Origin of the sequence: Burkholderia sp. CpTa8-5 (assembly GCF_017815045.1) — a bacterium.
GTDB classification, from domain to species: domain Bacteria; phylum Pseudomonadota; class Gammaproteobacteria; order Burkholderiales; family Burkholderiaceae; genus Burkholderia; species Burkholderia sola.
Genome location: NZ_JAGIQD010000003.1, coordinates 30,840 through 46,206, shown reverse-complemented (window position 1 = coordinate 46,206; position 15,367 = coordinate 30,840). Strand labels below are relative to the sequence as shown.

Below are 15,367 nucleotides of genomic sequence, written 5' to 3'. Positions count from 1 at the left end.
TGGCGCCGCGCGCGCCCGTTGCGCGCGGCACGCCGCATCACGTCGCTCGCTGATGTTCCAGCCACGCCTGGAACATCAGCACCGTCCACAGCTGGTGCTGCCAGTTCATCCGGCCCGTCTGGTGCTGGCGCCACAGCCGCTCGACCGCCGCCGCATCGAAGAAGCCTTCGTCGCGCAGGCGCGACGGCCGCAGCAGCGCGTCGGCCCAGTCGCGCAGCGCGCCGCGCAGCCAGTGGTCGACGGGCGCGCAGAAGCCCTGCTTCGGCCGGTCGATCAGCGCGGACGGCACGTACCGGTCGAGCAGCCGGCGCAGCAGCGCCTTCGACTGCCCTTCCGGCAAGCGCACCGACGCCGGCACGCGCCACGCGAATTCGACGACGTGATGATCGAGGAACGGCATGCGCGTCTCGAGGCTCACGGCCATCGCCGCGCGATCGACCTTCGCGAGGATGTCGGTCGGCAGATACGTGAGCGTGTCGATCGCCATCGCCTGCTCGGCGAAGCTCAGGTGCGCGGGCCACGCGGATACCGTGTCGAGCGGCGTCGGCGGCTCCTGCCCCGCCAGCGCGATGCGCTCCGGATGATGCACGGACGACATCAGCAGCCGGTACAGCCCGATGCGGCTCTCGGCGGTCATCACATGGCCGAGCTTGTGCAGGCGATCGCCGATGCGCGACGACGATTCGCGCGCTTCCACGCCGCCGCCCCATGCGCCCTGCGCGACGGCCGCGAGCTGGTCCGCGTGATCGGGCCGCAACGCATGCAGCGCGGCGGCGATCCGCGCGCGCACCGCCGCCGGCACGCGATGCAGCTTGCGCCACAGGCGCGGCGTCAGGAAGTAGCGCGTATAGCCGCCGAACAGCTCGTCGCCGCCGTCGCCGGACAGGCTCACCTTCACGTGCCGGCGCGTCAGTTCGGACACCAGAAAGGTCGGGATTTGCGACGCATCGGAAAACGGCTCGTCGTAGATCGACGGCAGCTTCGGCACGACGCCGAGCGCGTGGTCGGCCGTCACGTAAAGCTCGGTATGGCGCGTACCCAGATGGCGCGCGACGGCCTTCGCGTAACCGGCCTCGTCGTAGCCGGCCTCGTGAAAGCCGATCGTAAACGTGTCGACCGGCGACGCCGATTGCGCCTGCATCAGCGCGACGATCGCCGACGAATCGATGCCGCCCGACAGGAACGCGCCGAGCGGCACGTCGGCTTCCATCTGCCGCGCGACGGCCTGGCGCAGGATCGTGTCGAGCTGATCGACGGCTTCGCCTGCGCTGCCCTCGAACGGCTGCGCGCGGCCCGCCTCGATCGCCTGTTCGAGCGTCCAGTACGCACGCACGCGCGGCGTGTCGCGCGCATGTTCGAACTGGATGTACGTGCCGGGCGGCAGCTTGCGGATGCCGCGATAGATCGTGTACGGCGCGGGCACGCTCGACTGGCGCAGATACAGGCACAGCGCGTCGCGGTCGATCGTGCCGTCGAAGCCCGGATAGCCGCGCAACGCCTTCAGCTCGGACGCGAACACGAGCGCGTCGCCGATCCGCCCGTAGTAGAGCGGCTTCTCGCCGATCCGGTCGCGCGCGAGCGTCAGCACCCGCGACGCGCGATTCCACAGCGCGAACGCGAACATGCCGGTCGCGCGCCGCAACGTGGCCTCGACGCCCCACGCGACGATCGCCGCGATCAGCACCTCGCTGTCGGAGTGGCCGCGCCACGCCGGTGCGCGCCCCGTGCGCTCGAGCTCCGCGCGCAGTTCGCGATGGTTGTAGATTTCGCCATTGAAGACGAGGACGTAGCGGCCGCACGCGGAAGCCATCGGCTGCCGGCCGTGCACCGACAGGTCGACGATCGCGAGCCGCCGGTGACCGAGCGCGATGCCGGCTTCCGGGTCGACCCAGATGCCCTGCCCGTCCGGCCCGCGATGCGCGAGGCTCGCCGTCATTCGCGCGAGCGTGCCGCGCGCTGTCTCCTCATCGAAGGCGACGCTATTCAGAAAGCCGTCGATTCCGCACATTGATTTGTCTGCCCCTGTTGACCTGTTCCGTCACGCACCGCGCACCTCGCGGCCCGCCGTCGGGCATGACGGTCGAGCCATATTACGAAGAAATAAATCAGCAATAATTCACCAGTGAATGCGGGCACCGTCCGGAAAAAAATGGACGTCAAGCGCCGCGTGCGGATGGCCAGATCACGGGGCCATATCGAATCCCGCCGGATGGCCGGCAGGCAAGGCAGGCAAAAAAAGGGGGGCATACCGGCATGACGCCCTCCGGAACGCCGCGTCACGCGGCGCCGGTCGCCCATTTCAGCAACTGCGCGACCTCGCGGAAGTGCTGCGGCTGGATCGTGCCGTTCTCGGGCGTCGTCTCGTACAGCGCCTGCGCGAGCCCGACGTTCGCGAGCGTCGGGCGCAACGCGTCGCGGGCCAGCCGCACAATCCGCTCGGCCGCGTCGCCCTCGCCGCGCGCGAGCACCCACGGCAGCGAGCCCATCCCGCCGTAGTAGAGCGCGACCGCGACGCGCGGCGAATAGACGACCACCGACGCATAGCCGACCCGGTCCGGCAGCGATGCGAACTGCACTTCGCGCGCGAGCTGGCGGCGCTTCGCCTCGATGTGCGGATCGCCTTCGTCCTCCTTGTGCTCGCGCCGCACTTCGTCGATCGACATTTTCATTTTCTGGTTGAATTCGTGCCGCTGGTGCACGATGTCGATCAGCGCCATCACGATGTAGATCAGCGCGGCCCAGCCGAACAGCAGCATCAGCAGCTTCACGATCAGCGCGAGGATCGAGACCGGCCGCGTGAAGCCCGACTGCACGGACGGATCGAGCGACTCGACGATCAGCCAGCCGAGCGTCGCGACGAGCAGCGCCGTCTTCAGCAGCATCTTCGCGAGGTTGACGAGGTTGCGCAGCGACCACAGGTTCTTCATCCCCTCGGCCGGGTTGAGCCGCGACAACTGCGGCACGAGGCGGCTCCACGCCATCACGCCGCCCACCTGCACGAAGCCCGCAAGCAGCCCCGCCAGCAGCCCGGCCGCGACGATCTGCGCGGACTGCGTGGCCCAGTCGCGCGCGGCGCCGTCGATCAGCACCGCGAGCCGCGCGGACGGATCGGCGGCGCCGACCGCGTCGAACACGAGCCGGAACAGCGCCTGCAATCGCGCGAACATCGAACCGATGCCCACCGCGAGCGCCACGCACACGCCGACGAAGAACGCCGACGACACCGTTTCCGCGCTCTTCGGTACGTCGCCCTTCTCGCGCGCCTCGCGCAGGCGCTTCGCGGTCGGTTTCTGGTCCTTTTCGGCCATGTCGGCTCCCGCGCGCTCAGCCGCCGCCGTGCGCGGCGAACAGCGCGCGCAGCAGCGCCATCAGCCCGCTGTCGGGGCTCAGCAGCGAATGCAGCGACGCGTACACCACCGGCAGGAACAGGACCATCATCAGCAGCGCGAGCGCGCTCTTCAGCGGCTGCGAGAACACGAAGATGTTGAGCTGCGGCACCGCGCGCCCGACCAGGCCGATGCCGAGTTCGACGAGCACCAGCACGATCGTGACCGGCGCGGCGAGCTTCACCATCCATTCGAAGATCGTATCGGTCTGCCGCACGATGAAGGTTTGCAGCATCGACGAGAAATCGGGGCCGAGCGAGCCGATCGGCCACCATGCGTACGACTGCGCGAACAGTTGCACGAGCACCTGCAAGCCGCCCGCCGTGACGAACAGCGCGATCGCGACGAAATTCAGGAATCCGGACGTCGGGCCGCCCTCGTGCCCACCCATCGGATCGAAGAACGCGGCGCTGCCGCTGCCGGTCTGGAAGTCGATCAGGTAGCCGACGCCCTGGATCGCGAACAGCACCGCGCTGAACGCGCCCGCGAGCAGCATGCCGACCACCGCCTCCTTCGCGACGAGCAGGCACCACATCAGGAACGGCAGCGCGGCGACCTGCGCGGCGTCGATCGTCGGCGCGACGAACGCGGCGATCACGACCGCGATCCCGTTGCGCACGAGGCCGGTGATGATCTGCTCGTTGAACACCGGCACGACGAACATGATCGGCAGCAGGCGCGGCATCACGTAGAGCAGCGGCCGCAGCATGCCGGCGACGTCGTTGAAACCCGCGGCCTGGTCTAGCATCGGCGCTCCGCGACGGCGGGCGGGGCGGAGTCGTCGGGCGAGGCGGACGGGCCGGTTTCAGCCGTGATGTCGGCACCGATTTCCGCTTCGGTCATTGCCGCATCGAACGCGGCGGCGGCCTCCGGCGGCGTGGACGCATGACCGGCCGCGTCGCCCGCGCCGGCCACCCAGGTGCCGCCCGTCGCGAAGCGCCGCACCGCGTAGCCGTCCGCGACCTCGTCGGCGTCGCGCTCGACCCGCGCGGCGCGCGCGTGCAGCGCCTTCTCGCCGGCCTTGTCCAGCTTGTCCTCGGCGGCCTTCGCCTTGCGCGCGGCGCGCTGCAGGTCGGCGAGCGTCGCCTCGTGGCCGCGATGCACGTGCGCGGCCTCGCTCACCGACGCGTTCGCGGTGCCGATATGCCGGTCGAACGTGCGCGTATCGGCCGCCGCGTCCTGCAATGCGCGCGCCTCGCGCACGTCGTCGGCGAGCCGTGTCTGGATCGCGGCCTTCGCGGCGACCTGCTGCGCGAGCTGCGCCTGCGCGGCCGCCAGCGCGCGCCGGCTCTGCGCGGCGATGCCCTGCTGGCGCGCGGCCGCGACGCGCGCGATCTGGCTGCGCATCTCGCGCACGCGCTTCAGGCGGGCGAGCGTCGCGAGCACGAGACGGTCGTCGGCTTCAGACATGATCGTTCGCCAGCTTCGTCAGTTTCGCGAGCAGCGCGTCGAAGCGCACGTCCTCGTCCGACGCCTGCGCGCAGAACGCGCCGATCGCGTCGCGCGCACGCAGCGCGAGATCGCCGAGCCGGTCGCTGCCTTCGCGATACTCGCCGATCTGCACGAGCAGCTCGATTTCCTGGTACTTCGCGATCAGCTCGCGCACGCGCGCGGCCGCATGCTGGTGCGCGCGGCTCGCGACGAGCGGCATCACGCGCGACAGGCTCGCGAGCACGTCGATCGCCGGATAGCGGTTCGCGAGCGCGATCTTGCGCGACAGCACGATATGGCCGTCGAGAATCGAGCGCACTTCCTCGGCGATCGGGTCGGATTCCTCATCGCCTTCGACGAGCACCGTGTACAGCGCGGTGATCGATCCGCGCGCGCCCTGCCCCGCGCGTTCGAGCAGGCGCGGCAGCACCGCGAACGTCGACGGCGGAAAGCTGCGCCGCGTCGGCGGCTCGCCGCTCGCGAGGCCGACCTCGCGCTGCGCGCGGGCGAAGCGCGTCAGCGAATCGACCAGCAGCAGCACGCGCTTGCCCGCATCGCGAAAGTGCTCGGCGATCGCGGTCGCGACCAGCGCGGATTTCACGCGCTCCATCGCGGGGCGGTCCGACGTCGACACGACGACGATCGAACGCGCGCGCACCTCCGGCGACAGGCTGTGCTCGATGAATTCGCGCACCTCGCGACCGCGTTCGCCGACCAGCGCGATCACGTTCACGTCGGCCTGCGCGCCGCGCGCGATCATCCCGAGCAGCGTGCTCTTGCCGACGCCCGACGGCGCGAAGATGCCGACGCGCTGCCCGACGCCGAGCGTCATCAGGCCGTCGATCACGCGCACGCCGGTCGGAAACGGCGTGTCGATCAGCTTGCGCGCAAGCGGATTCGGCGGGTCCTGCTGCGTCGATACCCACGCGGCGCCCGTCACCGGCCCGCGATCGTCGAGCGGCCGGCCGAGCCCGTCGAGCACGCGGCCGAACAGCCCTTCGCCCACCGGGAACACATGCTCGCGCCCGGACGGCACGACGGTCGTCTCCGGCGACAGCCCGGCCACGTCGCCGAGCGGCGTGAGCAGCGTCGTCTGCCGCGAGAAGCCGACCACCTCCGCAAGCAGCGTCGGCTGGTTCGGCGTGCGCAGCTCGCAGATCTCGCCGAGCCGCGCGCGGATGCCCGTCGCGTTCAATATCTGCCCGACCGCATGGTTGACGCGGCCCTGCACCGACACCGGCGAAAAAAACGCGAGCCCCGCGTCGAGTTCGCCGACGAGGCGGCCGCGATCGAACGGCGCGCCGTCGTCGTCGCCGAACGACGGCGGATCGTCGAGCGGCGCGTTCATCGCGCGGCCCCCTTCAGCGCGTCGCGGCGAATCGCCTGGCGCAGCGCGTCGATCTGCAGGTCGAGGCTCGCGTCGATGCGCCCGGACGGCGTCTCGACCGTGCACGCGTGGCGTTCGAGTCGAGCGTCCTCGACGATGCGGATCTTCTGCCGGTTCGACTGCCCGGCGAATGCGCCGTCGAGCGCATCGCGCATCTCGTCGGTGCGGCCGGGCGCGATACGCACGATCAGGAACGCCTCGTCGCGCACGAGCGGCGCGATCCGCGTGAGCGCGGCCTCGTACAGCTTCTGCGTGCTCATCTCGCCGACGATGGCGCGCACGGCCTTCACGACGATATCGGCCATCGCGTCCTTCATCGTCTCCATCGTGCGCGTGGCGGCGAGCGCCTGCGTGTACGCCTGCGCGGCCTGCTCGCGCTGCGCGCGGCGCATGCCTTCGTCGTAGCCGGCCGCCTGGCGCTTGTCGAATTCGCGCTGCGCGTCGGCGACGATGCGTGCCGCCTCTTCATGCGCGGTCGCGATCACCGCGGACGCGTCGAGCAGCGCCGCGTATTCGCGCTCCTTGAGCACCTTGCGCTCGGACAGCAGCTGCAGGTTGTCGCTCGTGATCAGAAAAGCCAGTCCCATGACGCAAGCCTCTCGGGAATCAGAAACAGGAACATCAGTTCGCCGAACTGATCGCGCTGCGCGCGGTTCAGCCAGTACGGCGCCTCGTCGTCGATCGCGCGGTTGAATTTCAGGCGCACGCGCCGCGCGACCGCATCGCCGGCCACGCCGATGAAATCCGCGAGCAGCCGGCCGCCGCGCGCGCGGATCACGACCGGCAGCGCGGCGGGATCGGCGCGCCACGGTTCGAGCGTTTCCGCGAGCGCGCCGAATTCCGGCGCGCGTTCGAGCGCCAGCTCGAGCGCATCGCCGCCGAGCCGCGCCGCGACTTCCGCGCGGATGCGGCGCCCGGCCAGCGCGTCGCGCAGCCACGCGCGATGCAGCAGCAGCCCCGCATACGCGGCCAGTTGCTCGAGCGCCGCGCCCGGCAGCAGCGCGAGCCGCGCGCACGGGTTCGCGACGTCGAAGTCGTGCCGGTCGGCCACGCCGTTCGCGTCGAGCAAATGCCGCGCGAGCAGCTTGCGGCCGGCCGCGCCGAACGCGTCCGGCGAACGGTAGCGCGCGGGCCAGTCGGCCGGCACGCGGGTCACGTGCAGATAGCGGTCGGGCCGCAGGTTGAAATCGCAGACGAGCGCATGGAACGCGGCAGCGCGCGCGGCCGGCGGCGGCGCAAGCGGGTGCAGCCACGGCAGCAGCGTCGCATCGGACGCGTCGCCCGGCGGCCGCGCGTGCGAATCGCTCATGCGCCGTCGCGCGCGCCGTCCGGCGTGCGCAGCCCGCCGCCTGCCTGCTGCGGGGCCGCGCCGCCGCCGTTCGCGCCGCGCGGTGCGCCGAGCAGCCCCGCGAGCCGCGCGCCGAACATCCCGCGCCGCGCGGCCGACAGCGCGATCACCGCGCAGGTCAGCAGGATCAGCGCGAACACGAGCCAGCCGAGCGGCGAGCGCAGCCGCAGGATGTCCGACACCGCGCTGCCGATTCCGTCCACGCGCGTCGCGCGCGCGGCGGCCGGCTGCAGGAACAGCGACACGTTGTCGTACTGCAGCCCTTCGATGCTGTGCGCGACGAGATCCTTGACCATCGGCGCCATCGCGCGCAAGTCGACGCCCGGCCGATAGCGGATGTACACCGCGGCCGACGACGGCTTGATCTTGTCCGCGAGCGGATCGTTCTCCGGAATCACGACCTGCACGCGCGCGACGACCACGCCCTCGATGTCCTGCAGCGTGCGCGACAGGTCCTGCGACACGCCGTACAGGTAGCGCACGCGCTCCTCGGCCGGCGTCGACACGAGGCCCTGCTTCTGGAACAGTTCGCCCAGGCTCGCATAGCTCGGCTTCGGCAGCCCGTTCGCGTGCAGCACCGTGAGCGCAGACTGCATGTCGCCGTCCGCGACGCTCACGAGCCACGCGTTGCGGTCCGACGTGTCGCGCGCGTCGTTGTCCTTCGACGCGCTGATGCCCGCGTCGCCGAGCACCGCGATCATCTGGTTCGCGTCGCGCTCCGACAGGCCCGAGTACAGCTCCTTCTGGCACCCGGCCAACAGCACGAGCAGCCCCGCGAGCAGCGCGCGCGCCGCCCGGCTGCGCCACGCATGCATGCGCGGCGTCGAATCGATCGTCGTCATCGTTTTTCCGCGTCAGGGCGCATGAGGCCGTATCCTCCGGCCCGCACGCGCTTTCACTCCTGCGTCTTCAGCACCGTATGCGTGAAGCCGTTCGCCGCCTGCGCAACCGACAGGCTCAACTGGTATTCCGAAATCGTGGTGGTTGCGGTCCACTGGAAATCCATCGCCTTCACCATCGTCATCAGCGGGTCGCTGCGGCTGTCCGCCATCGACGTCAGCATCTCGTTGCGATGCTTGTCGATGTTCGCGTACCGCGAATCGAGATCGTTGCCGTACGTGCGCAACCGCTCGACGAGCGACGACTGGTTCGCCTGCGCGGGCGTCATCTGCACGGCCGGCGCCGCATCCGCCGGCGCGCGCGCCATCGCGACGCCCGACGAAGACGGCGGGACGACCGCCGACGCGCCCGGCTGCATCAGCGCATCGAACTGGCGCACCTGCGCCGGATCGGACGCCGTGCCCGTTTGCTGCGCGGCACTCGCGAGCGCCGCCGCGCCCGGCGGCGCCGCGCCTACGCCTGTTACCGACATGATCGTGTCCTCCTTGACCGGCAGAGCCGGGAACGGGCCGGCCGGCACGCATCGACGCCACACCGGGCGCCCGTCACGGGCGGCCCCGGCGTGCGACGTCGCGCGGCGCGGCCGGCGACCGGCGTCACGCGCGGCCGGCGGAACTCAGGTGTTGCGCAACCTGGGCGTTCGCCGTCCCTTCCTGCGCGGTCACTGCGTTGCTGGTTTCGAACGTCGCAGTCGATTGCTGAACCTGGAAGTTGATCTTGGTCAGTTCGAGCTGCGTCTTGGTCAGGTCGTCGGCCTGCTTCTGCACGTCGCCCGTGTTCGTCACACCACCTGTTGCCGAGGTACCCATGCTTCGCTCCTTTACGTGAACCACACACCACCTTCCGGCGGCGGCCCCATGCCCCGCCGGCGACGTGACGCGCCGCATGCGCGGCGTGTCGCGTAATGCGCGCATCGCGAAACGCGCTGCGCTGATCCTGTCGCGACGCTAGTGCGTCGCGCCTTTCGATGCGCCGGCCGCCGCGACGGCTGGCGTCGCCGGCGCATCGGGCAACAGCGTCGGTCCCGGCACCGGCTGCGCGACGCCGGCCGCCGCCCCGCTCGCGAGCGGCGCCACGGGCGGCGCCGGCGCCTGCTCGGGCGCATGCGCCGACGGGCCGCCGAGCGGCATCGTGATGCGCTGGCCGTTGCGCTCGAACACCACTTCGTCCGGGCCGATCGACACGACGGTCGCACCCTCCTTCAGCCGCGCGCCTTCGAAATAGCGGCTGCCGTCGACCGTCTCGATGTAGCGCTGGTCGCCGTCGCCCGCGAACACGGTCGTGATCTCCGGAATGCCCGCCGTGCCGCCGAGCGTCGTCGCCGTGCGCGGCGCGGCCGCATCGGCGTCGCGCACGTGATCGACCACCTCGAGCGCCGGCCGGGCATCCTTCATGTAGTTGCGGATGCGCGGCTCGATCTGCGCGCGCGCGGCCGTGCCCGTCAGCTCGATCCGGCCGCGCCCGAGATACGTGACCGTCAGCGCCGTATCGCTGAAATAGGTCTGCGCGGTCGCGACCAGATCGCTGACCACGTAGATGTTGCCGAGCGCCGCGTTATCGACGCCCGCGACGATCTGCGCGACGCGCTCGCGCGCGGCCGGGTCGCTCACGTAACCCGACACGATCACGCCGTCGTCGCGCGGCGCGACCGCCAGCTCCGGATACGCGTGCAGCAGTTGCTGCAGCCGGTGCGTACGCGCGAGCACCGATTCGTGCTGCCACGGCAGGCGCCCCGACCATGCGACGAAGCCGTAGCCGAGTGCGCCGAGCAGCACGCCGACCCACAGCGCGACCAGCGCGATCACGAGCCGCCGGCTGCCCAGCCGCCGCAGCCCGCCGGTGAGCCAGCCGAGCCATGCAGCCTCGCGCGCGGTGTCCGGCGTATCGGTTTCGTCGGGCAACGCGACGCTCGCCTGCGCATGCCGTGCGATGCCGAGCCGGATCGAGCCGACCGTCACGACGTCGTTCGGCGTCAGCGAGCGGCGGCCGCTGCCGAGCGGCTCGTCGTTGAACAGCACCGGCGCACCGGTGTCGCCGCCGTGGTTCTGCACGGTCACCGCGAGCGCGCCGACCTGCAGGCATACCTGTTTCGCGCCGATCTCGCGATCGGGCAAGATCACTTCGCAATCGGCCGCCGTGCCGACCCAGTTCGCGCCGCGTGCGAGCGACATCGTGCGGCCGTACATCGGCCCGCTCAGGAAGCACAGGTTCCACGGCGACGCGAGCGCGGCCGAACCGGCCCCCGCGCTTCCCGCGCCGCCGGGCAACGCGCCGTCGCCGTGCGGATCAATGATGCTCGTCGACATGCGTGACCACTCCTGCGGTCGTCGCCGCCGGCTGCGACGCCGCGCCCGCAGGCGGCGGCGGCAACGCGGGCGGACCGAACTTCGTGCCGGGCAGCGGCTTCGGCGTCAGCGGCACCGCGACGTCGTTGTCCGGCGGCCGATACATCGACAGCCCTTCAGGGTTCGCCGGACCGTCGACGCCCGGGTTCACGGGCGAGCCGTCCGGCGCATACATCGACGCATTCGTCACGACGCGCGGCGTCAGCAGGTAGAACCGCTCCATGTGGTTGCCCGACTTGTCGGTGTACTTGAACAGGTTGCCGATCAGCGGAATGTCGGACAGCCAGGGCACGCCGCTCTTGTTCAGCCGCACCTCGTCGTCGTTGAAACCGGCAATCAGCAGGCTCTTGCCTTCGTCGATCATCGTCTTGGTGACGATGTTGCGCTGCTGGATCACCGGCACGTTCGACACGGCCTGCCCCGGCACGATGTTGCCGTCCTGGATGTCGATCGACATCATCACGCTCTGCGAGTTGCCGGACACGGCGGCCGCGTTGCGGATCGCCTCGTCGACGATCATCGGCGTCACCTTGATGCTGGTGCCGGTCGTCACGCTGTACAGCGACGAATCCTGATAGCCCGGCACCTGCACGTAGAACTGCGTGAGGTTCTCGAGGATCGCCTCGGTGTTGTCGAGCGCGAGCACCTTCGGCTTCGATCGCAGTTGCGCCTGGCCTTTCTGCGCGAGCGCGTTCACGCGCGTGAGCAGGTAGTTGCGCAGCGACCCGCCGATCGATGCGGTCAGCGCGATGCCGGTCGGCATGAACGCGCCCGTCTGCCCGGTTTCCGACGTGCCGATGCCGAACGTCAGCGGCGGGTTGCCGGCGCCGTTGTACTGCGTGTTGCCGTTCAGCGCGTTCTGGCCGTTGCCGATCTGCACGTCGCCGTGCGTCGTGTGCAGGCGCCAGTCGATCCCGAGGCTGTCGAGCGAATCCTCGTTGATGTCGATGATCGTCACGTTGATCTCGACGATGCGCGGCCGCTCGTCGAGCTGGCCGATCAGCGACTGGTAGCGGTACATGTTCTCCGGCAGGTCGCGCACGATCACCGCGTTGATCGCGGGATCGGCGACGATCTGCGGCAGCGTGTCGCCGCCGCCGTTGTTCGAGAACGGCGAGAACCCGCCGCCCATGCTGCCGTCCGCACCGCCATAGCCGCCCTGCCGCGGGCCGCCGGAGATGTCGGGGAAGTCGAGGCGCGGCACCGCAATCGTCAGCCCCGAGCCGAGCTTCACCTGGCGCGCGGCCTGCCCGAGCGGCGTGCTCGACGGCGCCGCGACCGTGTCGCCGGTCTTGCCGAACAGCCGGCGCAGGATCGTCGCGACGCCCGGCACCGTCACTTCCTTGCCCGAGCGATTGATCGTGAAATCCGACGCCCAGCCGTATTTCAGACGGAACGCGCGGATGTCCGCATGCGCGCCGTTCGCCGACGGATCGCCGACCGAGCCGATCGCCTGCCGCACGAGCTCGACGTAGCGGCGCGGGCCGGCCACGTACACGCTGTTCGCGCGATCGTTGATCACCAGCGTGTAGCGCTTGTCCGGAATCTGCATCGCCTGCAGCGCGCGGCCGATTTCGCCGGACGCGTTCGGCGGGATCGGGATCATCTGCGTTTGCGACTGGTCGGCCGGATCGACGTACAGGAACGAGCCGTCGTAGTACCACGTGAGCCCGTAGGTCGAGCAGATCGTGTCGAGCGTCTGCTGCGGCGTGCCGGAAAAGCGGCCGCTGATCACGCCGTCGACCTTCGGGTCGACCACCGCCGTCACGCCCTGGGACGACGCGAGCTCGCGGATGAAGTCGCCGATCTTCTTGCCGTTCGCGACGATCGTGAACGGCTTGTTGCGCCAGCGCAGGTCCGCGGCGCGCGCATGCTGCGCGGGCGCCATGCACAGCGACGCCGTGAGCAGCGCGGTCGCACACACGGCAAGCGCGGCCCGTTGCAGGCTGCGCGGTTGAAACCGGATCGAGGCGACGCGTCGACGCATCAAAGGACTCCTGTGGAAGAAACGAACATGCGTTCCAGCGCCTGCTGCGCGAAGCGCAGCACTTCGCCGCCGAGCCAGCCCGACAGCAGCACGAGCGCGACCATCACGGCGATCAGCCGCACCGCGATGCCGATGTTGGCGTCCTGCACCTGCGTGACGGCCTGCAGGATCGCGACGACAAGGCCGGTGACGGTCGCGATCAGCACGATCGGCAGCGACAACAGCAGCACGAGCATCAGCGCCTGGCGCGTCAGGTCGAGGATTGTCGAACTCGTCATTGCATGGCTCCCGGCGCGCGCACGTCGGCGCCCGCGCCGACCGTGCCGTCGTCCGGCGGGTTCTTCACCCAGCCGACCGTATGCAACTGCACGTCCTCCTCGACTTCCTGGTACGACAGCACCGCGAGCTCGGGCAGCACCGGCTGCAGGATCGTCTTCACGTAGCGGCGCGCGCCGAGCGCGACCATCACCGCGAGCCGAGCGGCGCCCGGCGCATTGCCGTGGCCACCGGGGCCGGCCGCCTGCGCGGCCTGCACGATCGCGCGCACCTGCTCGCCGATGTCCTGCTTGACCGCGCTCGACAGCGCGAGGAAATTGCCCTGCTTCGTGCGCATCACCGCGCTTTCGATCCGCTCCTGCAGGTTCTGCTCGAACAGCACGACCCGCAGCTGGCGCGCCGTGCCCGCGTGACGGTCGGTGATCATCCGGCGCAGATCGACGCGCACGAGTTCGACCAGCGCGATCACGTCGTCGGGCTCGTTCGGCGCCCACGTGATCAGGCTCTCGAAGATCACGCGCAAGTTGCGGATCGGCACCTGTTCGGCGAGCAGCCGACGCAGCACTTCGGTCACGCGCTGCAGCGGCACGAGCCGCGTCAGTTCGCCGACGAGCTCGGGGTGATCGCGGCGCACCAGATGCACGAGCGCCTGCGTCTCCTGGATGCCGAGCAGCTCGTCCGCATGCTGGCGCACGATCTGCTCGACGTGCGCGGCCAGCGCGCTTTCGCTCGACAGCCACTTGCCGTCCGGCGCCGTGCCGTCCGGCTTGATCCACAGCGCGGTCGCGAACGGACCGAACGCCTCGGCCGGCTGGCGCTCCGCGCGCTCGGGCAGCGGCGCGACGCCGTCCCACAGCAGCCAGCCCGGCTTCAGCGCGCCGTGCGCGGCGAGCACGTCCTGCAGGTAGATCCGGTACATGCCGGCCGGCGCGCCCTCGTCGTCGTTCAGCGTGATGCGCGGAAACACCGTGCCGATGTCCGCGTCGACGCGCGCCTTCGCGCTCGACAGCGCCGCCTGCAATTGCGCGAGGTTCAGGCCCGTGCGTAGCTCGTCGGACAGCGACACCGCGATCAGCGACGTGACGCCCGCCGCGTGCGACACCTTTGCGGGCTGGCCGTCGTCGGCCGCGCCGACGCGCCCCGCGACATGAATCAGGTTGAAGCTCGGCGCCGACGTCTTGCGCTTGAGTTGCGAGAACGCGAACGCACCGAGGCCGAGCGCGATCAGCGCGAACGACCATTTCGGAAAACCGGGCACGACGAGAAAACCGGTCAGCACGAACGCCGCGATCAGCAGCGCGCGCGGGTGCGCACCCAGCTGCTCGCCGAGCTGTTCGCCGAGCTGGCGCTGCCGCGCATCGCGCGTCGCCACGCGCGTCGTCACGATGCCGGCCGCGATCGACACCAGCAGCGACGGGATCTGCGACGCCATCCCGTCGCCGACCGTCAGGATCGCGTAACGTTGCAGCGCCTCGCCGATGTCCATCCCGTGCATCAGCGTGCCGACCGCGATGCCGGCCACGATGTTGATGAACGCGATCACGAGGCCCGCGATCGCGTCGCCCTTCACGAACTTCATCGCGCCGTCCATCGCGCCGTGCATCTGCGATTCCTGCTCGAGCTTCTCGCGGCGCTCGCGCGCTTCGTCGGCGCTGATGATGCCCGCGCGCAGGTCCGCGTCGATGCTCATCTGCTTGCCCGGCATCGCGTCGAGCGAGAAACGCGCGCCGACTTCGGCCACCCGCTCCGACCCTTTCGCGATCACGATGAACTGCACGACCGCGATCACGAGGAACACCACACCGCCCACCACCACGTTGTTGCCGACCACCAGCCGCCCGAACGCGTCGATCACGTGGCCGGCGTTCGCATGCAGCAGGATCAGCTTGCACGACGCGATGTTCAGCGCGAGCCGGAACAGCGTCGTAAACAGCAGCAACGCGGGGAACGACGAGAAGCTGACCGCCGACGGCACGTAGGTCGACACCGTCAGCAGCACGACGCTCGCCGCGAGATTCAGCGAGATCATCCCGTCGAGCGCGGTCTGCGGCAGCGGCAGGATGAACAGCGCGACGACCGCGACGATGAAGGTCGCGAGAAACAGGTCGGCGCGCGGCGATGCGCCCCCGAGGCGCCGTCCGGACACGCCGCGGCCGGCGGAAAACAACCGCTGCCAGTCGCGGGGGAGCGCCTTCGGTTCAGCCATCGTGCCGTTGTCCTGTCGTTATCGCCGGCTGGCACGGGCAACCCTTCCCCGTGCTGCGCGGACCGTTGAATGGGACGAGTGTAGCGACGGGAACCGAAAGA

General features: G+C 70.2%; 14 protein-coding genes. All 14 read right to left on the bottom strand.

Annotation, left to right across the window (positions count from 1 at the left end; translation table 11 throughout):
* Nucleotides 1–37: 37 nt before the first annotated feature.
* The 14 genes from asnB to sctV all read right to left on the bottom strand — a co-directional run bounded on the left by asnB (nucleotide 38) and on the right by sctV (nucleotide 15,266).
* Nucleotides 38–2,008, bottom strand: a complete 1,971-nt coding sequence (asnB, locus tag J8I35_RS06455; protein WP_050015037.1) for an asparagine synthase (glutamine-hydrolyzing) — start codon at nucleotides 2,006–2,008, stop codon at nucleotides 38–40.
* Nucleotides 2,009–2,276: 268 nt separating this feature from the next.
* Entirely contained in the window at nucleotides 2,277–3,308 is a 1,032-nt protein-coding gene (locus J8I35_RS06450; protein ID WP_124595235.1) for an EscU/YscU/HrcU family type III secretion system export apparatus switch protein, read from the bottom strand.
* A gap of 16 nt (nucleotides 3,309–3,324) precedes the next feature.
* Nucleotides 3,325–4,134: a type III secretion system export apparatus subunit SctT gene (sctT, locus tag J8I35_RS06445; protein ID WP_069619387.1), complete on the bottom strand. Its 810-nt coding sequence runs from the start codon at nucleotides 4,132–4,134 to the stop codon at nucleotides 3,325–3,327.
* The gene (locus tag J8I35_RS06440) at nucleotides 4,128–4,796 is read right to left on the bottom strand and encodes a hypothetical protein (protein ID WP_209924803.1); all 669 of its coding nucleotides are present in this window, start codon (nucleotides 4,794–4,796) and stop codon (nucleotides 4,128–4,130) included. Before J8I35_RS06440 ends, sctT begins: the two co-directional genes overlap by 7 nt.
* Complete coding sequence (gene sctN / locus J8I35_RS06435) at nucleotides 4,789–6,165, bottom strand: type III secretion system ATPase SctN (RefSeq protein ID WP_050015031.1); 1,377 nt, start codon at nucleotides 6,163–6,165, stop codon at nucleotides 4,789–4,791. Before sctN ends, J8I35_RS06440 begins: the two co-directional genes overlap by 8 nt.
* The gene (gene sctL / locus J8I35_RS06430; RefSeq protein WP_050015029.1) at nucleotides 6,162–6,791 is read right to left on the bottom strand and encodes a type III secretion system stator protein SctL; all 630 of its coding nucleotides are present in this window, start codon (nucleotides 6,789–6,791) and stop codon (nucleotides 6,162–6,164) included. The genes sctN and sctL overlap by 4 nt, the downstream gene beginning before the upstream one ends.
* Nucleotides 6,773–7,513 (bottom strand): SctK family type III secretion system sorting platform protein, encoded by a 741-nt coding sequence (locus J8I35_RS06425; RefSeq protein ID WP_124638774.1) that lies wholly within the window; start codon nucleotides 7,511–7,513, stop codon nucleotides 6,773–6,775. The genes sctL and J8I35_RS06425 overlap by 19 nt, the downstream gene beginning before the upstream one ends.
* Nucleotides 7,510–8,394 carry a type III secretion inner membrane ring lipoprotein SctJ gene (gene sctJ / locus J8I35_RS06420; protein WP_050015026.1) on the bottom strand — a complete coding sequence of 295 codons (885 nt, stop codon included), beginning with the start codon at nucleotides 8,392–8,394 and terminating at the stop codon, nucleotides 7,510–7,512. The genes J8I35_RS06425 and sctJ overlap by 4 nt, the downstream gene beginning before the upstream one ends.
* A gap of 53 nt (nucleotides 8,395–8,447) precedes the next feature.
* A complete protein-coding gene (locus J8I35_RS06415; RefSeq protein ID WP_209924802.1) occupies nucleotides 8,448–8,924 on the bottom strand; it encodes a hypothetical protein in 477 nt (158 codons plus the stop codon).
* A 124-nt stretch (nucleotides 8,925–9,048) separates the two neighbouring features.
* A complete protein-coding gene (locus J8I35_RS06410) occupies nucleotides 9,049–9,261 on the bottom strand; it encodes a hypothetical protein (RefSeq protein ID WP_050015022.1) in 213 nt (70 codons plus the stop codon).
* Nucleotides 9,262–9,399: 138 nt separating this feature from the next.
* A complete protein-coding gene (gene sctD / locus J8I35_RS06405; protein WP_124595238.1) occupies nucleotides 9,400–10,758 on the bottom strand; it encodes a type III secretion system inner membrane ring subunit SctD in 1,359 nt (452 codons plus the stop codon).
* The gene (gene sctC / locus J8I35_RS06400) at nucleotides 10,739–12,784 is read right to left on the bottom strand and encodes a type III secretion system outer membrane ring subunit SctC (RefSeq protein WP_050015018.1); all 2,046 of its coding nucleotides are present in this window, start codon (nucleotides 12,782–12,784) and stop codon (nucleotides 10,739–10,741) included. The genes sctD and sctC overlap by 20 nt, the downstream gene beginning before the upstream one ends.
* On the bottom strand, nucleotides 12,784–13,062 hold the full coding sequence (gene sctS / locus J8I35_RS06395) for a type III secretion system export apparatus subunit SctS (protein WP_006480854.1): 279 nt from the start codon (nucleotides 13,060–13,062) through the stop codon (nucleotides 12,784–12,786). The genes sctC and sctS overlap by 1 nt, the downstream gene beginning before the upstream one ends.
* Nucleotides 13,059–15,266 carry a type III secretion system export apparatus subunit SctV gene (gene sctV / locus J8I35_RS06390; protein WP_209924801.1) on the bottom strand — a complete coding sequence of 736 codons (2,208 nt, stop codon included), beginning with the start codon at nucleotides 15,264–15,266 and terminating at the stop codon, nucleotides 13,059–13,061. Before sctV ends, sctS begins: the two co-directional genes overlap by 4 nt.
* Between the last annotated feature and the right edge of the window lie 101 nt (nucleotides 15,267–15,367).